This window comes from Brenneria izadpanahii (assembly GCF_017569925.1).
Taxonomy (GTDB): Bacteria; Pseudomonadota; Gammaproteobacteria; order Enterobacterales; family Enterobacteriaceae; genus Brenneria; species Brenneria izadpanahii.
The window spans coordinates 3,562,936-3,586,638 of record NZ_CP050854.1; the positions used below are offsets into that span (position 1 = coordinate 3,562,936).

At 54.7% G+C, this 23,703-nt stretch carries 23 protein-coding genes; 6 read left to right on the top strand and 17 right to left on the bottom strand.

The genetic code is table 11. The features are described from left to right. The first annotated feature begins 50 nt into the window (after window positions 1–50). From HC231_RS15865 to HC231_RS15875, 3 genes are read left to right on the top strand one after another with little or no spacing between them, the layout of a single operon-like run. Window positions 51–1,040, top strand: coding sequence for an aliphatic sulfonate ABC transporter substrate-binding protein (locus HC231_RS15865; RefSeq protein WP_246494542.1), 990 nt, complete (start codon window positions 51–53; stop codon window positions 1,038–1,040). Next, window positions 1,037–2,461, top strand: a complete 1,425-nt coding sequence (gene sauS, locus HC231_RS15870; RefSeq protein ID WP_208227697.1) for an acylating sulfoacetaldehyde dehydrogenase — start codon at window positions 1,037–1,039, stop codon at window positions 2,459–2,461. The genes HC231_RS15865 and sauS overlap by 4 nt, the downstream gene beginning before the upstream one ends. After that, a complete protein-coding gene (locus tag HC231_RS15875) occupies window positions 2,458–4,002 on the top strand; it encodes an AMP-binding protein (RefSeq protein ID WP_208227699.1) in 1,545 nt (514 codons plus the stop codon). Before sauS ends, HC231_RS15875 begins: the two co-directional genes overlap by 4 nt. Before the next feature lie 92 nt (window positions 4,003–4,094). Here the strand turns inward: HC231_RS15875 and tauC are convergent, their stop codons facing one another. The 4 genes from tauC to HC231_RS15895 all read right to left on the bottom strand — a co-directional run bounded on the left by tauC (window position 4,095) and on the right by HC231_RS15895 (window position 8,582). Beyond that, window positions 4,095–4,928 carry a taurine ABC transporter permease TauC gene (gene tauC, locus HC231_RS15880; RefSeq protein ID WP_208227701.1) on the bottom strand — a complete coding sequence of 278 codons (834 nt, stop codon included), beginning with the start codon at window positions 4,926–4,928 and terminating at the stop codon, window positions 4,095–4,097. Next, window positions 4,925–5,728: a taurine ABC transporter ATP-binding subunit gene (gene tauB / locus HC231_RS15885; protein ID WP_208231372.1), complete on the bottom strand. Its 804-nt coding sequence runs from the start codon at window positions 5,726–5,728 to the stop codon at window positions 4,925–4,927. The genes tauC and tauB overlap by 4 nt, the downstream gene beginning before the upstream one ends. 56 nt (window positions 5,729–5,784) lie before the next feature. Further along, entirely contained in the window at window positions 5,785–6,762 is a 978-nt protein-coding gene (tauA, locus tag HC231_RS15890) for a taurine ABC transporter substrate-binding protein (protein ID WP_208227703.1), read from the bottom strand. Between the two features lie 248 nt (window positions 6,763–7,010). Beyond that, entirely contained in the window at window positions 7,011–8,582 is a 1,572-nt protein-coding gene (locus HC231_RS15895; protein WP_208227705.1) for an EAL domain-containing protein, read from the bottom strand. Between the two features lie 363 nt (window positions 8,583–8,945). Here HC231_RS15895 and HC231_RS15900 point away from each other — a divergent pair, with 363 nt between their 5' ends. Both HC231_RS15900 and HC231_RS15905 read left to right on the top strand, forming a co-directional pair. Beyond that, on the top strand, window positions 8,946–9,095 hold the full coding sequence (locus HC231_RS15900) for a YfaZ family outer membrane protein (protein ID WP_208227707.1): 150 nt from the start codon (window positions 8,946–8,948) through the stop codon (window positions 9,093–9,095). Between the two features lie 162 nt (window positions 9,096–9,257). Beyond that, window positions 9,258–9,506, top strand: a complete 249-nt coding sequence (locus tag HC231_RS15905; protein ID WP_208227708.1) for a DMT family transporter — start codon at window positions 9,258–9,260, stop codon at window positions 9,504–9,506. A gap of 119 nt (window positions 9,507–9,625) precedes the next feature. Here the strand turns inward: HC231_RS15905 and HC231_RS15910 are convergent, their stop codons facing one another. Next, the gene (locus HC231_RS15910; RefSeq protein WP_208227710.1) at window positions 9,626–10,264 is read right to left on the bottom strand and encodes a LysE family translocator; all 639 of its coding nucleotides are present in this window, start codon (window positions 10,262–10,264) and stop codon (window positions 9,626–9,628) included. 171 nt (window positions 10,265–10,435) lie between these two features. Here HC231_RS15910 and HC231_RS15915 point away from each other — a divergent pair, with 171 nt between their 5' ends. Then, entirely contained in the window at window positions 10,436–11,431 is a 996-nt protein-coding gene (locus HC231_RS15915; RefSeq protein WP_208227712.1) for a LysR family transcriptional regulator, read from the top strand. A gap of 111 nt (window positions 11,432–11,542) precedes the next feature. Here HC231_RS15915 and HC231_RS15920 read toward each other — a convergent pair whose 3' ends face one another. The 12 genes from HC231_RS15920 to HC231_RS15975 all read right to left on the bottom strand — a co-directional run bounded on the left by HC231_RS15920 (window position 11,543) and on the right by HC231_RS15975 (window position 23,694). After that, the gene (locus HC231_RS15920) at window positions 11,543–12,685 is read right to left on the bottom strand and encodes a M24 family metallopeptidase (RefSeq protein WP_208227714.1); all 1,143 of its coding nucleotides are present in this window, start codon (window positions 12,683–12,685) and stop codon (window positions 11,543–11,545) included. A gap of 45 nt (window positions 12,686–12,730) precedes the next feature. Continuing rightward, a complete protein-coding gene (locus HC231_RS15925) occupies window positions 12,731–13,510 on the bottom strand; it encodes an ABC transporter permease (RefSeq protein ID WP_208227716.1) in 780 nt (259 codons plus the stop codon). Continuing rightward, window positions 13,507–14,358, bottom strand: a complete 852-nt coding sequence (locus HC231_RS15930; protein WP_208227718.1) for an ABC transporter permease — start codon at window positions 14,356–14,358, stop codon at window positions 13,507–13,509. The genes HC231_RS15925 and HC231_RS15930 overlap by 4 nt, the downstream gene beginning before the upstream one ends. Continuing rightward, window positions 14,355–15,461, bottom strand: a complete 1,107-nt coding sequence (locus HC231_RS15935; protein WP_246494543.1) for an ABC transporter ATP-binding protein — start codon at window positions 15,459–15,461, stop codon at window positions 14,355–14,357. The genes HC231_RS15930 and HC231_RS15935 overlap by 4 nt, the downstream gene beginning before the upstream one ends. Before the next feature lie 14 nt (window positions 15,462–15,475). Next, on the bottom strand, window positions 15,476–16,606 hold the full coding sequence (locus HC231_RS15940; RefSeq protein ID WP_208227722.1) for an ABC transporter substrate-binding protein: 1,131 nt from the start codon (window positions 16,604–16,606) through the stop codon (window positions 15,476–15,478). Window positions 16,607–16,677: 71 nt separating this feature from the next. Continuing rightward, window positions 16,678–17,568, bottom strand: coding sequence for a MurR/RpiR family transcriptional regulator (locus tag HC231_RS15945; protein WP_048639576.1), 891 nt, complete (start codon window positions 17,566–17,568; stop codon window positions 16,678–16,680). Between the two features lie 382 nt (window positions 17,569–17,950). Further along, entirely contained in the window at window positions 17,951–19,015 is a 1,065-nt protein-coding gene (gene cobT / locus HC231_RS15950; RefSeq protein ID WP_208227724.1) for a nicotinate-nucleotide--dimethylbenzimidazole phosphoribosyltransferase, read from the bottom strand. 23 nt (window positions 19,016–19,038) lie between these two features. Further along, window positions 19,039–19,644, bottom strand: a complete 606-nt coding sequence (locus HC231_RS15955; RefSeq protein ID WP_208227726.1) for an adenosylcobalamin/alpha-ribazole phosphatase — start codon at window positions 19,642–19,644, stop codon at window positions 19,039–19,041. A gap of 22 nt (window positions 19,645–19,666) precedes the next feature. Continuing rightward, window positions 19,667–20,413, bottom strand: coding sequence for an adenosylcobinamide-GDP ribazoletransferase (gene cobS, locus HC231_RS15960; protein ID WP_208227728.1), 747 nt, complete (start codon window positions 20,411–20,413; stop codon window positions 19,667–19,669). Next, complete coding sequence (gene cobU / locus HC231_RS15965; protein WP_208227730.1) at window positions 20,410–20,955, bottom strand: bifunctional adenosylcobinamide kinase/adenosylcobinamide-phosphate guanylyltransferase; 546 nt, start codon at window positions 20,953–20,955, stop codon at window positions 20,410–20,412. The genes cobS and cobU overlap by 4 nt, the downstream gene beginning before the upstream one ends. Before the next feature lie 400 nt (window positions 20,956–21,355). Then, window positions 21,356–22,882, bottom strand: a complete 1,527-nt coding sequence (locus tag HC231_RS15970) for a cobyric acid synthase (protein ID WP_208227732.1) — start codon at window positions 22,880–22,882, stop codon at window positions 21,356–21,358. Beyond that, window positions 22,879–23,694 carry an ATP-binding cassette domain-containing protein gene (locus tag HC231_RS15975; protein WP_208227733.1) on the bottom strand — a complete coding sequence of 272 codons (816 nt, stop codon included), beginning with the start codon at window positions 23,692–23,694 and terminating at the stop codon, window positions 22,879–22,881. The genes HC231_RS15970 and HC231_RS15975 overlap by 4 nt, the downstream gene beginning before the upstream one ends. Window positions 23,695–23,703 lie beyond the last annotated feature (9 nt).

Consider the following 23,703-nt stretch of genomic DNA (forward strand, 5'->3'; position numbering starts at 1 on the left):
TTTTTATCAAGCATACCCCTTTATTTTATCTATTTTATGGGATGCCTGTTATGCCACTATTATATTGGGCTAATCGCCGATTCATCGCCATGCCGCTGTTTTTATTTATTTTCCTATTCTCAATATTCACGCTTTCCCCGGTTCAGGCAGAATCGACGTTGCGCATCGGTTACCAAAAGTCGTCTACGCTGCTCACCATCCTGAAATCGCAGGGGTTGCTGGAAAAAACGCTCAATGAACAAGGGGTACAGGTGAGCTGGCATGAGTTCTCCAGCGGATTGCCGCTACTGGAGGCGCTTAATTTGGGCAATGTGGATATTTCCGCCGACGTGGCGGATACCGTACCGGTGTTCGCACAGGCGGCGGGGGCAAAGCTGACCTATCTGGCGCTGGAAACCCCCTCCCCCGCGGCGCAGGCGATTCTGGTGCCGGAACATTCGCCGCTTAAAAGCCTGGCGGAGCTGAAAGGCAAACGCATTGCCGTCACCAAGGCGGCAGGCAGCCACTTCTTACTGATTGCCGCGCTCGCCAAGGCCAATCTCTCTTTTAAAGATATTACGCCGGCCTACCTGACGCCGGCCGACGGCCGCGCGGCGCTGGAGAACGGCAACGTCGACGCCTGGGTAACCTGGGAACCCTTCGTCTCCAGCGCCATCGTTCAGCAAAAAGCCAGAGTGCTGGCCGATGGCGAAGGGCTGGCGAGCTATCAGCGTTATTATCTTGCCTCAACGGACTACGCCCGCCAACATCCTGAAATTCTGAACATTATTTTTCAACAATTGGAAAAAACCGGCCAGTGGGTGAAGGCGAATCCTGACCAGGCGGCGGCGTTGCTGGGGCCGCAGTGGGGCAATCTGGATAGCGATACGGTCAAGCTGGCTAACGCCAACCGCACCTATCAGGTCAGGCCGGTCACGCAGCAAAGTTTAAGCGAGCAACAGCATATCGCCGACGCATTTTTCAATGAAGGACTGCTGCCTAACCATATCAACGCGCTGGACGTCGCGATCTGGCATCCCACGACGGGGCAGAGCCAATGACGGCTGGCGGCGATCGCTGCCGGGCGACGCATCGTTCGGCGGTAAGCAGGTTGGTTGAACAGGCCCGCCATGCTCAGCAAAGTATTGAACATTACCCTCAGCAGCAAATCGATCGGGTGGTTGACGCGGCGGCCTGGGCGATTATTCATCCTGAGAATAACCGGGCGTTGGCCATCCAGGCCGTCGCCGATACCGGTCTGGGCGACGTCGAAGATAAAGTGGCGAAGAATTACCGCAAAACCATCGGCCTGCTGCGCGATCTTCAGGGGAAACGCACCGTCGGGGTCATTAATGAAATTCCCGACCAAGGCATTATTGAAATCGCGCGGCCGGTGGGGGTGGTCGCGGCGGTCACGCCCTCCACCAACCCGGTCGCCACGGTGATCAATAACATTATCAATGCGCTAAAATGCCGCAACGCCATTATTCTTGCGCCTTCCCCCGCCGCGGCAAAGGTGTGCGCCCGGATGCTGGAGTACATCCATCATGAGCTGGACTTCGTGCAGGCCCCGCGCGAGCTGGCGCAGATGCTGCCGATCCCGGCGAATCGCGAACAAACGGACGAGTTACTGCAACAGGCCGATCTGATCATCGCCACCGGTTCGCAAAAAAATATCGCTGCCGCGGCGCAAAGCGGCGCCCCGGCCTTCGGCGTCGGCGCCGGCAATGTCGCCAGCATCATCAGTGAAACCGCGGATATTGCGGCCGCCGCCGCCCGCATCGCCGCATCCAAAACCTTTGACAACGCCACTAGCTGTTCTTCTGAAAATAGCCTGATTATTCCCGTTTCCCGCTATCAGCAAACCATTGCGGCGTTGCAGGATCAGGGCGGCGTGTTATTAACGCCGGCGGAGAAACAGCATCTGCGGCAAGCGCTCTGGCGGGAGGGAAAGCTGGCCCGCCACAGTATCGCGCGCCCCGCCGGCCAGTTGGCGGAGATCGCCGGCTTGACGCGCCAGGCGTGTCATAAAGCGCGTTTTCTGCTGGTGGAAGAGCAAGGAATCGGTCCGCAATTCCCCTTTTCCGGCGAAAAGCTCTCACCGGTATTGACTCTGTACCAGGTGAAAGATTTCCGCCATGCCTGTGAGACGGTGCGGCGGATTTACCGCTGGCAAGGGGCCGGACATTCGGTCGGCCTGCATACCCGCGACAGCAACGAGGCCGTGCAGGCCGGGCTGTCGCTGCCCGCCAGCCGGATCATCGTCAATCAGGCGCACTGTTTCGCCGCCGGCGGCAATTTCAATAACGGTCTGCCCTTTACCCTGACGCTCGGCTGCGGCACCTGGGGGAAAAACCATTTCACGGACAATCTCAATTACCGTCATTTTTTTAATCTGGTTAGAGTTTCGTCGCCGATACCCGAAAACGAACCTGCGTTGGAAGAGGTTCTGGGCGGCTATTTGCAGAGGCGCTACCCATGAGCGCGCTACCGGCAACGCTACAGGACATCTTGTTGCGGCATACCGCTGAACGCCCGGACGCGCCGTTTATTATCGCCGGCGATTCGCCTGACGTTCTGAATTTCGCCCAACTATTGCAAAGTACAACCGCCACCGCGGCATGGCTGCGCCGGCAAGGTTGCCAGCCGGGAGATAAAATCGCTTTTCTGTCGCAAGGCGGTTTTCATACCGTCAAACTGGCGCTCTCTTTGATGCTGGCCGGCTATGTGGCGACGCCGCTCAACCTGCTGGCGACCGACGAGGCGCTGGAGCGAATTATTCCCCACAGCGACGCGCGGATTATTTTCACCACGCGCCGACTTGCGCCCCGCTTGCAGGGCATACTGCAACGGCTTCCCGCACAGCAAAGACCGTTGATGATAACCCGCGATCGCTGGCCTGCCGACGAACAATTATTATCCGAACGCGCAGCCCCGCTCTATCGGCCGGCGCCGTCGCACCCCGCGTTACTGATGTACACCTCCGGCACCACCGGAAACCCGAAGGGCGTGCTGCTCAGCCATGCCAATCTGCTCGCCGCCGCGGGTGAAATCAGCCGCTGGCACCGGCTTGGCCCGCAGGATCGGTTGCTGAGCACGCTGCCGGTTTACCACATTAACGGCTGGGTTATCGGCGTGCTGGTTCCACTCTTTTCAGGCGGCAGCCTGGTCGCCATGCGGCGTTTCTCCGTCTCCGCCTGGTGGAAAATGGTTGAGGATCATCGTTGCACCTGGCTGAATCTGGTGCCCACCATGATCGCGTTTTTATTAAATGCCGATGACGGCGGTGCACGGCGCTATCCGCGGATAAGGTTTGCCCGTTCGGCCTCCGCACCGTTGCCTCAAACCCACCACGAACAGTTTGAACAGCGTTTCGGCATCCCGGTGATTGAAGGCATGGGAATGACGGAGGCCAGCTCGCTGGTTTTCTGTAATCCTCATGCGCAACGGGTATTCGGCAGCGTCGGGCTGCCCTGCGGCGTCGAGGCGGCGGTCATCGATAAGCAGGGAGAACGGCTGGCGGATAACCGCGTGGGGGAAATCATGCTGCGCGGCGCCGGCGTAATGAACGGCTACTACAAAGACGCCGTGCAGACGGCTTCCGCCATCGATCGGGACGGATGGTTGCGCACCGGCGATTTGGGCTATCGCAACGACGAGGGGTTCTATTTTATTACCGGCAGGTTGAAGGAGCTGATTATTAAAGGAGGCGAGAATATCGCGCCGCGGGAAATCGATGACGTGCTGGTCGGCTACCCGGCGATTATGGAGGCCGCCGCTTTCGCCATTGCCGACGCCGACTACGGACAGGAAATCGCCGCCGCCATCGTCCTTAAGGCCGGTTGCCGGTTGGATGAAAACGCGCTGCGGGAATGGTGCCGGGAGAAACTGGGGAAATACAAAACGCCGCGCTATTTCTATGCGGTGACCAGCCTGCCGCGCGGCGCCTCAGGCAAAATTCAGCGTCTTAGGCTGGGTGAACTGCTAACGGTTAATCCGGCGGATACCCATGCCCGAACCTAGCCAGCTAACGAGCGAGTGGCGGAAATGGGGTTGCGCCGATAGTTTTGAGTTTTTGCCAACCGCGCCATGAGCAAATCTCAACGCAATCACCGCTACGGCGTTTGACCATGCCAGGGAGCCAGTTTGCGTTGCAGGTAGCGCAGCCCGATTTCCATCACAAACGCGATGCAGGCAATCACCAGGATCCCCAGAATCACCACCTCCGTCACCAAAAACTGCGAGGCGGCCTGCACCATAAACCCTAACCCTTGCGTCGCCGCCACCAGTTCCGCCGCCACCAGCGTTGACCAGCCAACCCCCAGCCCAATACGAACCCCGACCAGAATATCCGGCAGCGCGCCGGGGAAAATAACATAGCGGATAAGCTGTAACGGCGTCGCGCCCAACGTCTGGGCCGCCAGCAGTCTGGCCGGATCCGCACTGCGCACGCCATCGGCGGTCGCAATCACAATAGGAGCCAGAATAGCCAGATAAATCAGCAATACCTTGGAAAACTCGCCGATGCCGAACCAGATAACGATCAGCGGAAGATAGGCCAACGGCGGGATCGGTCGATAGAACTCGATTATCGGATCAAATATGCCGCGGGCGATCCGGCTGCGCCCGATCGCGACGCCCAGGGGGATCGCCGTCAATAGCGCCGCCAGCAGCGCCAATCCGATACGTTGCAGGCTGGCGGACAAATGGTGCCATAACGTGGCGTCCATATACCCTATGGTCGCCAACTGCCATAACCGCCGTAATACCGCGCCGGGCGAAGGAAGAAATAACGGCTCGATGAGGCTGAACCGGGTCAACAGCCACCATGCCAGCAACAGCGCGCTGATGCTGATGGCGCTGATGAAAATGAGCGGCAGCGGTTTTTTAACCGCTGGCCGTCTCTGGGGGCTATTTTGCTGTGTTGCTGGGTTATCGACGACGCTCATGACGAACTATCCTCATCGTGATTTGAAAACTGTTCGCGTTCGGCAAACACGCGGGAGAGAACATGCTCGCGCGTTTCAATAAACACCGGATCGGATTTTATGGCCCGCGCGCTTTCCCCATCCGCATAGCGTAAGCTGAAGCCAAGTTTTAAATGCTCGATAATGCGTCCGGGATGCGGCGACATCACGATCAGATCGGTTGCGAGGAAGATGGCTTCTTCAATATCGTGGGTGATCAAAAAAACCGGCTTAGCCGCTTTTTGCCACACCGTAAGCAGCAGTTCCTGCATCTGTTCGCGCGTGAACGCATCCAGCGCGCCAAAAGGTTCATCCAACAGTAAAATTCGCGGATCGGCCGCCAGCGCTCTGGCGATCCCCACGCGCTGCCGTTGACCGCCGGAAAGCTGCCACACCGCCCGACGCTCATAGCCGCTCAGCCCAACCTGCGCCAGTAGCTTGCGGGCTTTCCGTTCGCGCTCCGCTTTCGGCGCGCCGGCCAGTTCCAGCCCGAAAGCCACATTGCCCAGCACGTCCTGCCACGGCAGCAGCACATCATGCTGAAAAACGACGCCGCGTTCCGGCCCCGGTCCGGCCACGGCCTCGCCATCAAGCGAGATTGCGCCCGCCTCAGGGTGAATAAACCCGGCGATCAAATTGAGCAGCGTGGTTTTCCCGCTGCCCGACGGCCCCAGCGCCACCATCAGTTGTCTGGCTGATAGCGTAAGAGAGATATCTTCCAGCACCGGCCGTTCGCTATCGGGATAGCGCGCGCTAACCCGTTCCAGTTTCAATAATGTCATCATGTATCCGCTGGCAAATTATCCCGCGCTCCGCTAAGAGCGCGAAAACTCACGCATCATTCAGGAACATATTTGGCGGTAACATATGGCGAATAATCAGGCAAAACGGCGTCTATACGCCCCTGCTCCTTGAGAAACGCCGCCGTATCGGAAATGGCCTTCACCGTTGGCGCGCCAAGCGATTCCCGCTGTTCATCGGCCAGAGGATAGGTATTCCCCTGCAGCAAGCCGGGGATATCTTCCGCTTTGGCACCGGTGATCTTCACCAACTTATCGATGTTGCTTTTATCCGCCAGCCAGGCTTGCGGATCCTGGCGATAGCTGGCGTAGGCATCCTGGGTGACTTTGGCAAACGCTTTCGCCGCCTGCGGATGCTTCTCGGCAAAATCCTTGCGCACCAGCCAGACATCAAATGTCGGCGCGCCGAGCTTTGCCAAATCCCCGGAGGAGATCAGAACGTCGCCGCTCGACTTCGCCACGCCGAGCGCCGGATCCCAGGTATAGGCGGCATCGATATCGCCGCGTTGCCAGGCGGCGCTGATGGCCGGTGGATTGAGATTCAGAATCCGCACCGTTTTCGCGTCAATATTCCAGTGCTTAAGCGCAGCCAACAGGCTGTAATGGCTGGTGGAAACAAACGGAGTCGCGACTTTTTTGCCGACTAAATCTTCAGGCTTTTCAATACCGGCCCCATTGCGCACCACCAGCGCTTCGCTGGTTCCCAGTTTGGAGGCGATCAGCAATGTTTCAACCGGCACTTTCTGACTCACCGCGGCGGCATAAGGGCTGGACCCCAGATAGGCGATCTGCACGTCGCCGGAGGCCACCGCGGCGATCACTTCCGCCCCGGCATCAAATTTGCGCCAGTCTATTTTCAAACCGGTGGCGTTTTCATACGCGCCATCCGCCTGCGCCACCTGCGAAGGATCCGGAATAGTTTGGTACGCCACGGTAAAATCGGTGGCGTTCGCTATAAAACTCAGGCTGATTAACACGCTTGCGGCTAACGCCGGACGAAAAAACGAATATTTCATCGCTATCCCCTATTAAATAGAAATATTGCTTCCCTTTCTTTATGTCAGCACAATATACGATGAAATCAATGAATATAAACACGTTGCCTATATAACTTATAAGACTAATATTTTCTAAAAAATGGCTATAAAACGGCATGATGCAAAAAACGGAAAATTAATAGGCGATGGGGAAATTACGGATAAAAAATGGCGAATCCAATTTTCCGGTATCCCGCTTAATACAGAGGTAAATAAACGAATTAGCGTTAAACGTTATCGCCAGCCTTATCACGGTAATATTGTTTGAAATAGACGCCGTTCATCGGTTTACCAAAAAACCAGCCCTGCCCGACCGAATTCAAACAGTGTTCGCCGGCATAAACCGCCTGTTCATAAGTTTCAATCCCTTCAACCACCACTTTGGCATTAAACATTGCCATCATATTAAAAAGATACTCCACCATTTTGGCATTAACGGAGTCGGTGCCGATGGCCTCGGTAAACATTCTATCTATTTTAATGAAATCAAAAGGCATAACCGCAAGATAGGATAAATTGGAATAACCGGTGCCAAAATCATCCAGCGCAATTTTATAACCTGCGTCATGCAATACCTTAAGCCTTTCAGACATCACGCCATGATTCGCCGTGGAGCGCTCGGTTATTTCCAGCATAATCTGTTCTCTGGCGATACCGAACCGATCAACAAGTTCATCAAGATAGGACTGATAGCCAGGCTCCAGTACATCGCTAATATCGAGATTGATGCTTAGGTAAAAGTCCCTATTCAGAACCAGAATATCTTTTAACTCTTCCAACGCCATATGCGTTACCTGGCGGGTAATCTGCCCGATGATTCCCAGTCTCTCCGCTATCGGAATAAAAACATCCGGCGGAATATTCTCCCCTTTATTATTCGTCCAACGAGCCAGAACTTCGGCGCCGACCACTCTATGATTATGCAGGCAGACCAGGGGTTGATAATTCGCGTGAAGCTGTTTGCCGCATACGGCGCTATAGACCTGTTTGCTCAACGACCTATTGCGCTCAATAAGTAAAACGGTCGCCAAAGATAAAGAGCCGCCTAACGCTCCGCCAAACAGCGCAAGCATAATGACGGCGTACGGCGGCAGAGAAAGGATGCCGGACGAATTGAGCCGGACATAGATGCAGATATTATAAAGTTTGCTGCACTGATACCCCAGCCGATACTGGCTGTACCATGCGCTCTTCTGACGTGAATACTTTCCGTTTTCAGCGCCAAAAGACTGATAAATATGACTTTCGTCCTTTGTGGTCATTAACGCGCTATAACCGGGCGCAGGCAGGGAAAAATCGAGGAAGGCATAAGGCGAGGTGAAAACGGCGACATCGCCTTGATTGGAGATATCCATTTCTATTCTGGGATCGAACAATCCTTTTACCGCGCGCCACAGCCTGGTGTTATTTTCCACAATATCCGGCTTCGGCAAGGCAACCGGGGGAGAGATAACCCCCCGCTCGGCGGAACAAATCAGTTTACCATCGCGCAGACGGGCGATATCCAGCGCATAACGGTATTTATAGACCAGAAAACGCAGTTGAAACAGATCGTCATCAGAGCAGGGAGGCGGCGAAATATATCCGGCGTCACGCATCGCCTGCTCTGACTGCATCGCCACATCATTGGCCCGGCGCATGAGAGCGTCGCCATAATTATTCAGCTTGTCCTGATCCGTCCTGGCAATCACAACCTGGCCGATAACCAGCAGGCATAAGACTCCGATCGCTATATTAAAAGCTATGACGCCTTTTGCTATTCTGCTAACCGATCTCATCGTTTCTGATTCTCTGATCATGATAAAACTGCTCCCTGATGCTCAAACAATCGGCATATGCGCTAATAAGTTTATCTATTTGAACGTAATATGAGCGATGGACTCCAATCTACATCACCCTATCGCAACCGGCATAGCGCCTTCGTCACACCGTTTTCTCACCGAGATCGCGTTCGCGCGCTTTACCCACTCGTGCCTAAACAGGATGTAAATATAAATATGAAGAGATAATAGGAATAAAAAACTAAATATCTCTTTTTTTTATAATAAAATTGTGGATGAGTACGCCCTGATGTTTCATATGCCTCAGCGGAACACGCCTGAGACTTGAAAGATATCGAGTTTTAAGTGGTTTCATCATCCTTAAGAATTACTAGAAGGTAAATGAAAATACGTACGAAAATGGCCGTGAAGTCGCCGGTGCGGCCGCTGACGCTGAAAGCCGGTTATCGCTATATCTGCATGGATGGTAAAAACGAGCGTCCCAATCAACGCCTGGTGGAAGGCCCGTACGTCGGCGAGGTGAGTTTCTAAAATCGCCGCTTAACTCACGCTATCCGCAAGGATAGCCGCCAATATATTCACAACAATGGTCATAAGACTATTTTGTTGATAATCCGACGCGCTCGTCCGGGCGCATTCATTTAAATCAGGACGTAACGATGAGTCGCAGAAAATGTTTTTTTCTGGCTATTTATGGCGGTACTGCTGGAAGTCGCCGGCACCAGCCTGCTATTAAAAACCCGGAATTTTAGCAAAGCGATGCCGTCATTGCTCGTGGTGGGATCTTATCTGCTGTGTTTCTACGCGATGGCGCAGGCCATGCCGCTTATTTCTCCCGGATTGGCTTACGCGTTGTGGTGCGGTCCGGGCATCATATTTATTGCCTTTTCCGGGTTTATTTTTTATCAGCAAAAACCGGACAAAGCACCACCTATTGAATAGAGAAAATCAACGATTCTCCACCGCAGTGGCGCGAAAACGGCGCGCAATGGATCGGCATGCGCGCCGCCGGCGAATACTCCTCTGCCGATAACGATGCGCCGGAGCAGGAAAACGTCGCATCAAATAGCGACAAACAACAGACGAATCGCAAAACCAATTAATATCACCCCCATAAACCGCTCAAACCAGTATCCTCGCCGCACAAATCGCTGACGAACCGACGGACTGGAAAAAAGCACGCCGACCAACACAAACCATAGCGCGTTGACCGAGCACATCCACAGGCCATACAGCATTTGTATCGGCACTGGCGTCGTGCCGCTCACTACCGTAGTAAAGACGGCCAGGAAAAACAGCGTCGCTTTAGGATTGGTGGCATTGGTCATAAATCCCATCAGAAAGGCTTTTCGCCTGCCCTGCGGCAGCGGCGCGGCAGTTCCCGTATCCAGGTCTTGCATGCTGGCCGGCTCGCTCTTTACGAAATGAATGCCCAGATAGATGATGTACGCCCCGCCGGCAAATTTTGCGATAGACATCAGCCAAGGGGTGGCATGCATCAGCGCGCTAATGCCGACCAACGTATAAATGATATGAACCGACATCCCCGCGCCGATCCCTATCGCCGTGTAGATGCCGGCCCGGCGGCCGAATTTCACGCTCTGCCGGATCGTCACCGCGAAATCCGGCCCTGGCGCAACAACGGCCAGAAAGTGAATCAACGCCAGTCCGAGAAACTCACTCCAGTAGCTATGCAACATATCGACTCCCCCGCGGCCGGCGCTCAATATCTTCGGCTCCACCGGCCAGGCTACGGCCGGAAAGCGATAAACAATCCGTCATCTTTCATTTCCTTTATCGTGGTTTTCATTCATTGTATGGAATGCGGGTAGCCGCGATAATCCATTACAAAACCAAATAACTTTTTCCTCATGAGCACAAATAAAACGTTGACCCTGATGGGTGAGATGGCCGTTTTTGTAAAGGTGGTGGAAACCGGCAGCTTTTCAGCGGCGGCGCGCCAGTTGGCGGCGACGCCTTCGGCAGTCAGCCGTTCCGTATCAAGGCTGGAAAAAGCGCTGGGCACGCGGCTTTTACAGAGGACGACGCGTAAACTGCGTCTGAGCGAGAGCGGGCAAGAGGTCTATATCCACAGTCTGGCGATGGTGAACGCCGCCCAGGCGGCGATGGAGGTATCAGGGAGATTGAACACTGAGCCGCAGGGCATCGTGCGCCTCAGCGTTCCCAAGGCGGTGGGGCGTTTCGTGATCCATCCCCATATGCCGGATTTCCTCGCCCGCTACCCGAAAATAGATGTAAACCTGCTGCTTGACGATCGCTATGTCGATCTGATTGACGACCGGGTCGATCTTGCTATCCGCATCACCGATCGGCCGCCACCGGGATTGATGGGCCGCAGTTTGCTGAATATAGAACATATGCTGTGCGCGACGCCGCAATATCTTGAGCAGCACGGAACGCCGCAACACCCGCACGATCTGAAAGCCCACAGTTGCATCTACCTTGGCGAAGAGCCGGGCGATTCGCGCTGGAAATTCCGCAAAGGAAGTAAACAGATCAGCGTCGATGTGCATGGCCGCTATGCGGCCAATCACACCGGCGTCAGGCTGGATGCGGTATTGCACCACATCGGCATCGGCAGCCTGCCCTATTTCACCGCCAGACATGCGCTCCAGCAGGGACTGGTGGTTCAGGTGCTGCCTGACTGGTTATTCAGAAACAATTACTGCGGCGAACTGTGGATACTTTATCCTCCGACACGGCACCTTCCGTCCAAACTCAGCGTACTGATTCAATTTCTGGCTGAACGCCTGAGCAAAGAACCCACGCTGGGGAAGACGGGCGCGATGGGCAAAGAGAAAATGCCGCCGGCGGATCCTTATGAATTTCCGGAAGCCGATCGATGACCCCGGCGCAGCCGTCTGATCATCGGCAGCCCGTCCAGGCCGCATCTATTTCATGGCGATAACGGCGGCGGCGCGCCAGATCCAGACCGCCGCAGCAAGAACGCAATGCGCCTATTGCGCGATAAACAACCGGCGCGGCGCCTGGGTTAGGCGGATGTGTCCCTGATCAGTGACGGCAATAGTTTCACTGAATGCGATCCCTTGCGCATAAATATACATATGGAACACCATTCCCGGTTTCAGTACCCATTCGGCGTTTGGTAAAAATACCCGGCTAAAGTCGCTGGTATGAGGGGTATGCAGTGAGTAATAACCTAACACATATCCAGTAATGCCAACGTAGTCTTCCCGCAATCCCGCTTCAAGTACCGCATTGCGGGCCAGCGCATCAATATCTTTCGCCACCGCGCCTGGGCGCATCGCCGCAAGCTGGGCGTCCTGTATGGCGATCAGTTGCTCGGCGATATCTTTTTGCCGTTGCGATGCCTTGCCGACGATCGCCGGACGCATCAACCGGGCGCTGTAGCCATGCAGAATGGGCACCAACTCCATATGGACGATTTCTCCCTCGGCTAAAGGCGTATTATGCAAATTGCCGTGTAAAAAGCTGTTCCCGTCGCCGGTGGTGATAATGCCGTAGCGAGCCGAGTCCAAACCGTTTTGCATAAAGACCTGATGCACAACGGCCGCCGCATCTCGTTCGCTCTTCCCTACGCCTAATTCCGCAACAGCGGCCGACAGTGCGACGTCGCCCACTTTTGCCGCTCTGGCAATATACTCAATCTCCCGTGGCGTTTTGCACTCTCTTAGCAGTTCCAGTACGCCGGAAAAGTCACGGAAGGGCCGGTCAGGGAAATAGCTTTGCAAGCGATTAAAACGGTTCACCGTCATGCAGTAAGAATCGAAATCGAAGCCAATGTTCAGTCGCTCCCAACCACGTTCGACAATCGTTCCGACCAGCACCTCAATGGGGTCTTGCCAGTCGGCAAAGGTTACCGTATCCGTTATCCAGCTATTTTCCCGAAAGGTGTGCGCATCCATAGCCCGGAAGATCATGACCGGATCGCCGTCCAGCGGTAATAAACACGCCCGGTACATATTTTCGGAAATACCGAATCCGGTCAGATAAAACAGAAACTCCGTCTGATCGATCACCAATAGGCCAATATTTTTGTCGCGCATATAAGCGCGAATTTTTTCCGCCCGCTGATGATACTCGGCCAGTGTAAAAACAAGATTTTTATGATTACCCATAGTTTCCCCGTAAAAATTACAACTTTATTATTATCGCTGTTTTGTTTATCGCTGTTTTGTTAAAAAATTAGCCGTCAGTAAAAATACAATGGTAATCAGCACCAACAATACGCTTACCGCCGCAATCGTCGGATCAAGCTCAAACTGCACGCTATTCCATATTCGTACGGATAGCGTCTGCACACTGTTGCCGGCCATAAACAATGCGATTAACAGCTCATCAAAAGAGCTAAGAAACGAAAAAAGCGCGGCGGTTACCATGCCTGGCGCCGCCAGAGGAAACGTAATCCGCCGAAATACGGTGAAGTTGCTGGCGCCAAGGCTCATCGCGGAATACTCAAGCTGGCTGTCTATCCCCTGCAGGGTAGACGAAATAATGATCGTCGCCACCGGCAGGGCAATAATTGTATGGCCGATAATAATCGCGCTGATGCTGTTAAAAATATCGACATCAGAAAAGAAAAAAAACAATGAGAGCGCCGAAATAATATTCGGCACGATCATCGGAAGTAATATCAGCACATAAATGATTTTCTTACCGCTAAAACGGTAGCGAACTAATGCTATCGCCATCGACAGGCTTAATATCATCGCCAGCAGCGTTGATACCACAGAAATACGAAAGCTCAGCCACAGCGAATCCAGCCAGTCTGGATTGGTCAGCACTTTTTCCACCCAGCGCAGGGAAAATCCGCTGGGAGGGAAGCTCAAATAGGCCGTCTGACTCAATGCCAGCGGAAAAATAACGATAATGGGCAACGCCAGAAATAACAGCACCAGTATCGCCACCGCCAGCGAGAATAGCCCCGGTTTGATGGTGTTCATCGCTTGGCCTCAAACAGCTGTTCCAGTCCAACCAATCGTTGATAAAACCAGAATAACAATAGCGTACAGACCAGCAGCACCGTGGATAGCGCGGAACCGAAGCCCCAGTCGAAATAGATTTCAATCTGGCTTTCAATCACCATCGAAATCATCGTCTGCTGCGGGCCGCCCATCAGCGCGGGCGTGATGAAAAAACCCAGCGAGAGAATAAACACCAGCAATCCGCCCGCCGCGACGCCCGGCAAAGAGAGCGGAACGATAATCCGCCAGAAAGCGCGGCTGCGCGACGCCCCCAGGCTTTCCGCCACATTCAGCAAGCTAAGGTCAATCCCCCGCATCACGCTATAGAGCGCCAGAATCATGTAAGGCAGCAGGATATAGGTCATCCCGATCAGCACGCCCGTTTCGGTATACATCAGCTTTAGCGGTTCGGTAATGAAACCGGCGGCGATCAAGAGCTGGTTCAGCACGCCTTCCGTTCCCAGCAGCACCATCCAGGCGTAGGTGCGCACCAGTACGCTGGTAAAATAGGGAATAATCACCAAAATCAGAAAGATATTCGCCGTGCGGGGTTTCAGCCTTGCCAGTACCCAGGCCAGCGGATAGCCCAGCAATAAGGTGCTTAACGTCACCCACAGCGAGATGCGCAGAGTGATCCACAGTACGTTTATCCAGACCGGTTCCTGAACGATGCGCAAATAGTGTTTCCAGGTAAAATCCGGGCTGTAGAAGCTGAAACTCAGCATTTTTATTAATGGACAGATAAAAAATATCAGCAGAGCCAGCAACGATGGCGCCAGCAGCAGCCAAAGCTTCCAGTTGCGCCGGATCGGCATTGATAAACTCATCGCCCTTGCTCCGCGGCGATAAACCACAGGCTCTCCGACTGCCAGCCGAGCGAAACGCTCATGCCTGGGGTTATCTCTTTTTTCAGATCGATATTCTGCGCCTGAACCAGTAATTCCGTACCGTCGTTAAGCCGCACGGTGACTTTTACCGTATGGCCCAGATACAACACCTCGCGGATAACCGCGGCGATCGGTAGCTGACCGGCCTCCGCCAGACGAATTTTCTCCGGCCGCAATACCGCGCAAACCCGCTGCCCGCAAGTCAGATGGCTGACGCCCCGCCCGCTGACCCGCTCGCCGCTATCCAGCCTGACGTCATAGCCCGTTGAATGAACCGCATCGATATGGCCGCCAATAAAATTGGATTGCCCGATAAATTCGGCGACCCAGCGGTTCTCCGGCTTTTCATAAACGGATTGAGGCGTATCGATTTGCGCAATCCGGCCGTCCTGCATTACCGCAATACGATCGGAAAGCGTGAGGGCCTCCTCCTGATCGTGGGTAACAAACAGCACGGTAGAGCCGCTCGATAGATGCAGACGCTTCAGTTCCAACTGCATATGTTCACGTAGTTTTTTATCCAGCGCCCCCAGCGGTTCATCCATTAACAGCGCCTGAGGTTCGAATATCAACGCCCTCGCCAGGGCGATCCGCTGCTGCTGTCCGCCGGATAATTCACGCGGCAGCCGCTGGCCTTTATCCGCCAGTTGCACCATCTCCAGAGCTTTCGCCACCTTTTGCTTGATAACGCCGCCTGACACGCCGCGCATTTCCAGCGGGAACGCCAGATTGCGAAAGACGGAAAGATGGGGAAACAGCGAGTAGTTCTGGAAGACCACCCCCAGATTGCGTTTGGCGGGCGGGAAATCGGTGACGTTCTCACCGCCGATCAGTACCCGGCCGGCGGTTGGCGCGGTAAAGCCGCCAACCATCATCAGCGTGGTGGTTTTTCCCGAGCCGCTAGCCCCCAGCAGCGTGACAAACTCGCCGGGTTCGACCGTCAAATGCAGATTATCTACCGCGGCCGTGCGGCCAAAACGCCGGGTTAAGCCTTCCAGGCGAAGTTCCGTTCCCACCGTTGAACGCCGGGAACGGCGTGACAAGTCAGCAACACCCATTAAGCCTGACCTAAAATCCAGGACTGCCAAACTTTACCCACCTGATCCAAATTATCAGCCCACCACTGTGCATCCTGTACAAAAGTGTTTGCGAAATACGCTGGGTTAGAAGACAGTTTCGCCAGATCTTCCGGCCGAACAAAATCAAAGGCCTTTTTATTGGTCGGCCCATAGGCGATATATTGAGTAAGTTTGGCCTGAACCTCTGGCTGCAGGGCAAAATCGATAAGCAATTGAGCATTTTCCGGGTTAGGCGCGCCTTTAACCACGCTCCAGTACTGTACCTGTTGTTTTGCCTGATTCCACTCAATAGCCAGTGGTGCGCCCTGATCGATCAATGTCTGCGCCCTGCCATTCCATACTGCGCCAAGTACCGCATCTTTACGTTCCAGCAGCTGTGCTGAAATCGCTCCGGTATCCCACCATTTTGAAATATAAGGCTTAATTTTATCCATGGAGCGAAAGGCTCGTTGAATATCGATAGGGTAAATATGCGCCATATCGACGCCATCAGCCAACAGTGGAAATTCCAGTTCGACTACGCCAGAACGCATATCCGCTAACGTTCTGGGACCAGGGAAGCGTTCAGCGTTCCAAAACTCGGTCCAATTTTTTGGATGCGAATCCGCGCTAAAGACATCCGTGTTATAGACCATCACGGACGCATATAACAAATTCCCGACCATATTGGGATGGCGAAGCTCTGGCATAATATCATTCGGATCGCTGTATTTCATTGCCGAATAATTAATGGGTTCAAGTGCACCGGCTTTATCCAAATTAAATTGAATAATATCGCCTAAATCCAGAACATCAATACTGACCCGACCCGCTTTCACCATAGCCAACACTTGTGAACCTGTGGCCGGGATGATTTTCACATTAATACCCGTTGCCTCGGTAAAAGGCTTATAGATAGCGATATCCATCGCCTCCTGATAAGCCCCGCCTAATCCCCGAACAATGACTTCCTTACTCCCTTTAGCAAAGACTAAAGGCGAAGAAAAAGCACTAAGCGCAACTCCGGCACCAAGAATAGAGCTTTGTTTTATTAACCGACGACGCGCAACATCAATACTTTCACTCATAGGAATTTGAGAAGAAAGCATATGTTCCTTTTTATCACTCATACCCACTGTCCCTTATTGATAGATAAAGAAATGGCTCTTCTCTGGTATCAATATTATATTTAAAATAAATATTATTTTTTATTTAATCTTTTATTTATAAGTGTTTCCCTGGTGCTGTCATTTTTCCAATGGCCAAGTAATTCCCAAGCCTTATCAGATTCTTCTAACTTCTCTTTGACATTATCTTTATTTAAAACAACCATTTGAGACATTAGCCAGTCGGCTATAACCAGCGTGCCTATCTGTGACCACCAAGCAACCTGCGATTTGCTATGGGCAACGTAAATAGATTCATTAGCCTCACGAACCAGGGGCGATGACGGACGGTCGGTCACTGCAACCATATAGGCTCCACGCAAACGGGCAAGATGCATTAATTCAATGGTATAAGGGAGATATCTTTCATAACCGATGCCGATAAAAGCATCTTCGTCACTTACCTGCCTTATACGATCGGCAACGTCGCCCACGCCAATATTAAATACCTCTGCATTCTTCAGCACATTGAGCTGCATTGCCAGATAAACCGCCATTGCATGTGTTGTTCCATGCGCCGTCACCCATATTCGCCTGACCGATGCCAGTTTTTCAGCGATACGAACAATAGTATCAGGTTGATTCAAACCGATAGTCTGGGTTATTAGCAAACTGCTATTCGACAATATCTGTTCTTTTAATTCAGTTTCACTGGATGACATTGGCGCCCATTGGAATACGCCACTCAAACCAGTATTCTCAATCAGCGCTTCGCCCAAATCCTCGCGTAAATGCGTATAACCTCGGTAACCCAGTGCGCGAGCAAATCTAACAATCGCGGCGTCGCTAACATTTATCGCACCGGCTAATTGCTTGGCCGTCATAAACGCTACTCGCTCCTTATTCCTTTCAATATAACGCGCAATAAGCTGCTGTGCTGGAGTAAGTTTAGAAAAGCGTTCGCCGACCAATGCTGAAAAATTCATATAAAATCCCGAATGACTCAGTTGCTACAGTAAAATGCAAACATGTTGTGTTTGCAACAATAAAATTAAACTTTTTGAGAAAAGATTCATAAAACCCAAGTAAATCATGGGGATAAATTTAATTCAAATATGCATTACTATAAATAATAATAATTCATGAGCTTTAATATATAAATAGCACGTTAATAATTTCATGAGAATAATAGCAACCGTTTGATTGAAGTTTAAAATAGATAATATATTAATTATTATCCACTAATCCTTTTACTCAATATCCCGTTTAACAGGATAGAACAGATATGAAAATTTGGGAAAAATAAACGTATTATCGACAAAATAGCCCCCTCGCCGATGCGAGGGGGAGAAAGGGAATCACGCAAGATTATGATGGCAGGACAATATTGCTGTCGGACAGTTGTCCCATATTGTTGTGCATCGCGCAGGCCGCATCAAGCAGATGCATGGCAATCGCCGCCCCGCTGCCTTCGCCAAGGCGCATGCCTAATTGCAGATAAGGTTCCAGTTGCAAATGCCGCAGCGCAATCGTCGCGCCCTTCTCCGCCGAAAAATGGGAGGGGATCAGGTAATCCCGCACCTGCGGCGCAATACGACAGGCCGCCAGCGCCGAGGCATAGGAAAGAAAACCATCCAACACCACGGGCAATCCGACCGACGCCGCCCCCAGCATCACGCCCGCCATCCCCGCCAAATCAAAACCGCCGACTTTGGCCAACACGTCAACGCCGTTCTGGGCGTTGGGTTGGTTAACGCTAATCGCCTGGCGCACCACCGCCACTTTATGATGCAGACGCTCGCTGGGAAAATTCGCGCCGATACCGACCACCTGATTAGGGTCATGATCGGTCAGCACGCTGATCATCGCCGCAGCCGGCGTGGTATTCGCCATTCCCAGTTCGCCGACGCCAAAAACTCGGACGCCCTCCTCAGCCTGCCGTATGGTTAACCGCGCGCTGGCAAGCAGCAAATCTTCCGCCTGCCGATAGGTCATCGCCGCCTCCCGGGCGATATTGCCGCTGCCGCGCCGTACTTTCATATTCAGCACGCCGGGCAGCGGATCGCCGTCGATGCCGACATCCACCACTTTCACTTCCGTATCCGCATTGGCGGCCAGCACGCAGACGCCGGTAATGCCCGTAACCATATTCGCCGCCTGGATGGCGGTAACCGCACGTGGGGAAATCGCCACCCCTTCCTCATAGACGCCATGATCGGCGGCCATTACGATAATCTGCTTACGCGCCACCCGATGCCCGGAAAGCCCGCGCATTCCCGCCAGTTGAATAGCCAGTTGTTCCAGCCGCCCCAAACTGCCCGGCGGTTTCAGCAGGCTATCCAGCCTGACGGCGGTTTGCTGCATGGCGTATTGATCCAACGGCTGGATCGCGTCAACCAGCGATGAAAGCGTGGATGATGAGTCTGTTTGCATCGCGTTATTCTCGCTATTCGTTATCAGGACTGCCAGTAAGCCCGATTATTCAATGCCCGCAGCGTGGCGAATCCGTCCTGTATATCCAACACGCTGTATGCCCCTTGCTCAAAATGAAAGTGCCACATATCGCTGGCCGGCATGGTCAGCAGCGTTGCCAACAACAGGCTCAATACGCCCTGATGCGCCACGATCAGTTGATTATCCGTACTACGTTGTTTTAACAATGTCCGGGTTAATTGCGCCACGCGCTCCGAAAACTCGGGAAACGACTCCCCCCCGGTCGGACGCGCCGTTTGCCAGTCCGCGATCCAGGCGGCCCAGGCATCGGCATCCTCATGCTGTAAATCGTAGTGATGGCGCATTTCCCAGTCGCCGAAAGACATTTCGTTTAACGCCTCATCCGCGACGGCGCTGACGGGGTGCCGCGCCAGCACAATCTCCGCCGTATGGCGCGCGCGCAGCAGCGCGCTGCTGGCGGCAGAAGCGAAAGTCACGTCCGCCAGCCAGCCGGAAATCAACCGCGCCTGGGCGATGCCCGCCTCCGTCAGCTCGACATCCGTCGTACCGCAAAAAACGCCGCTAAGATTGGCCTCCGTCTGACCGTGTCTGACCAGAAACAACCGCATGGTTTACCCTCACTCTTTTCCGTCACAACATCGCCAGTAAAAATACCAGTTCGCCCACTTCCTCGGCCGCCCCCAGCGTATCGCCGGTTTGTCCTCCCAGCCGCCGCCGCAGATATTGCCCCATCAGCCAAACGACAATCAGGGTGACGGCGAATGCCGACAGCGCGGGCCAATGCCCCAGCAATCCCGTTAATATGGCCCCGCCGGCCAGCGTGATCAGCGTTTCCACGCCGCTGACCTGGCCGATGTACAGGTTTCCCAGCCCCTGCCCTTCACGGGCGTAGCGCTGACGGTACATCAGCAACACGATGGCGCTGCGGCTGACTACCGAAGCCGCCGCCAGTATCGCCAGCATCGATGTGCCGCGCAGCGCCAGTTCGCTCACCACCAGCATTTTCGCCACCACGATGAAAATCAGCGCCAGCCCGCCGTTGGTGCCCAGACGGCTGTCGCGCATAATTTCCAGCATTTTTTCCCGTTTGCGGGCGGAAAACACGCCATCGCAGGTATCCGCCAGTCCGTCCAGATGAAATGCGCCGGTAATCAGCGCCAGCGCCAGCACATAGGCCAACGCCGCCAGCGGTACGCCGCACCAGGGTAAAAGCGCCACAAACGCCGCGCCGGCAATCCCGCCCACGATCAGACCGATAAATGGAAAGCCGACAATCCCGCGCACGTACTGGCTCATCTCCAGCCCCTGCGTCCAACGCGCCGGCACCGGAATACGCGTCATAAATTGCAACGTGGCGAGAAATAAACGCAGATTCATTTAATTTTGACCTCAATTCCCGATACCACCAGATAGACCGACTCGGCCGCCGCCGCCAGACGCTGATTGACGCGCCCGGCGATATCGCGAAAATGCCGCGCCAGCCGGTTTTCCGGCACAATGCCCATCCCCAGCTCGTTGGTCACCAGATATGCCGGCGACGCGCGGCGCGAACAGGCAGCGATAAGTTCATCGATCTGCCGTTCGATCACCGCTTCAATGGCCGGGAAATCCATCTGCTCTACCGGGATGTCGCCCGCCTGATCGAACAGCAGATTGGCGATCATCGTGGTAATGCATTCAAGAATGACGGTTTCGTCCGCCGCCGTTTCGTCCGCGATCGCCGTTCCCAACTCCCGATACCCTTCCCAAGTGCGCCAGTGCGCCGGCCGGCTCTCCCGATGCCGTTTCACCCGCCGGGCCATTTCGTCGTCGGTGACGACCGACGTGGCGATATACAGCACGTTATCGCCGTGCCGCGCCGCCAACCGCTCCGCCAGCGCGCTTTTGCCGCTTCTGGCTCCGCCCGTAATCAATATCACCCGATAAACTCCTGTTTAATATATATTTCCCCTTTCCCGCGAAGATGAGATTCGGGGTGGGTCAATCAGAACACAAGTGATGCCTGCCGCTACCCCTCCCTGCCTCCCCCTTGTCAGGGGGAGGAGCTAACCCCTCCCCACGAAGATGAGGGTCGGGGTGGGGTCAATCAGAACACAAGTGATGCCCGCCGCTACCCCCTCCCTGCCTCCCCCTTGTCAGGGGGAGGAGCTAAACGTCCTCCTTGCTTCCCCCTTGTCAGGGGCGCCCTCCCCTGCGAAGGGGAGGGTCGGGGTGGGGTCGATCAGAACACACGTGATGCCTGACGCTACCCCCTCCTTGCTTCCCCCTTGTCAGGGGCTCCCTCCCCTGCGAAGGGGAGGGTCGGGGTGGGGTCGAAAACTAGCACCTACCCGCCCCCATAAATCCATATATCGCTGCGATATCGATATGCTCGCGCATCGCCGCGGCCAGAATATCGAACTGCCGCTGCTTGTGGCGGGCATAATCGAAAACCTCGCCGTCAAAGGCGGTCAGCCCTTTACGCCGGCGTAATGTATCCAGCAGCGCGCGGGTAAAGCGGTCGTTATCAAACAGGCCGTGAATGTAACTGCCGATCACGCTGCCGTCCGCATTAACCGCCCCGTCTTGCCGGGCGGCCGGCTGGCCGTTGCTCTGCGTCAGGCGGATAAAGGGCGTGGCCTGCTCGCCAAGGCGCGACGTTCCCATATGGATTTCATAGCCCGCAATCGGCATCTCAGAACCGGCCAGCGCCATGCCCGGCAGCGCCGAACGACAACGGCCGGCGACGCGCGTGGTGATTTTTTCCGCCGCGAATTCGGTTTCGACATCCAGCAGCCCCAGGCCGTCCATGCGGGCCACGCCCGACTCCACGCCATCAATAATCCGCCGACCCAGCATCTGATAACCGCCGCAGATGCCGATAACCGGCACGCCGGCCCGATGGCGCGCCTGTAGCGCCGCGGCCAGCCCGTTTTGCTGTAACCACTGCAAATCGCCCAGCGTATTTTTACTGCCGGGCAGAATGATCAAATCGGCGCCCGCCAACGCCGACGGCTCGGCGATATAACGCAGACGCACATCCGGCTGAGCCGCCAGCGCGTTAAAGTCGGTAAAGTTGGCGATATGCGGCAAGCGCACCACCGCGATATCCAGCGTTTTTTGCGCGCTGGCGTCATATTTGCCGGTTTGCAGCGCCACGCCGTCTTCATCTTCCAGCTCGACGTTCAGCCAGGGCATCACCCCGATCACCGGCACGCCGGTCAGCGCTTCGATCTGCTCCAGCCCCGGTTTGAGCAACGCCACATCGCCGCGGAATTTGTTGATGATCACCCCTTTTACCCGCGCTTTCTCTTCAGGACGCAACAGCGCCAGCGTACCGTAGATGGCGGCGAACACCCCGCCGCGATCGATATCGGCCACCAGCAACACCGGGCAGTCCGCCATTGCCGCCATGCCCATATTGACGATGTCCCGATCGCGCAGATTGATTTCCGCCGGGCTGCCCGCCCCTTCCAGCACCATTACGTCATATTCGGCGGCCAGGCTGTGGTAAACCTCGCCGATCTGCCGCTGTAACTGCGGCTTGTACTGATGATAAGTCTGCGCATCCATATTGCAGAACGCTTTGCCCATCAGTACCACCTGCGACTTGCAATCGCTGGTTGGCTTGAGCAACACCGGATTCATGCGTACATCCGCTTCAATCCCCGCCGCTTCGGCCTGAAATATCTGCGCCCGCCCCATCTCTTCGCCCCGAGGCGTAATCCCCGAATTCAACGCCATGTTTTGCGATTTAAACGGCGCGCAGCGATAGCCATCCTGGGTAAAAATCCGGCACAGACCGGCCACCAGCACGCTTTTCCCCACATCGGACGCCGTTCCCTGCAACATGATGGACAGGCTCATGAGTTTTCTCCCGCGCCGCGCTCGCGCAGCAGCGCAAATAGCTGTTGTTCGGTTTTGCACAGCGGCAGCCCCAGTTCGCTGTGCAGCTTAACCAGCCAGGGCTGCGTCAGGGAGGCCGTCTGCAACTGTTCCCGTTGCAAAAACACCTCGCCGCTTTCCCCTTCGCTCACCAGCCGCCCGTGCGACAGCACATACACATAGCCGCACACCGCGTAGATCAGGTCGATATCGTGGCTGGAGATAATGACCCGTTTCCCCTGCGCCACAATGCGTTCGATGATGGCGATCATCTGCTCGCGCCCGGCGGGATCGAGCCCGGCGGTCGGTTCGTCCAGCAGCAGATAGGGCGCTTCCATCACCAGCGCCCCGGCGACGGCGACGCGCTTTTTCTGGCCGTGGCTGAGGTACTGAATCGGCTTATGGCGAAACGCCTGCGCATCCACCAGCGTTAACGCCTGCTCCACCCGCTGGGCGATAACCGTTTCATCCATACCGAGATTACGCAGGCTGAACGCGATATCGCTGTCGATATCGGTATAAAAAATCTGCTGCTCCGGATCCTGAAACACCGTCGCAATACGCTGACGCAGCGTGCGCAGCCCCGCTTTGCTGTAATCGATCGGCCGGTTGTCCCACAATACCGCGCCGCTCTGCGGACGCAGAATGCCGGTCAGGTTCATAAACAGCGTCGATTTACCGCAGCCGTTCGCCCCTATCACCCCGGTGACGGCATGGCGTCCGAAATCCAGCGACAGATCGCGCAACACCGGTTCATCCTGATAGCGGAAATTCAATTGTCGGGTTGCCAGCATGGTTATTCT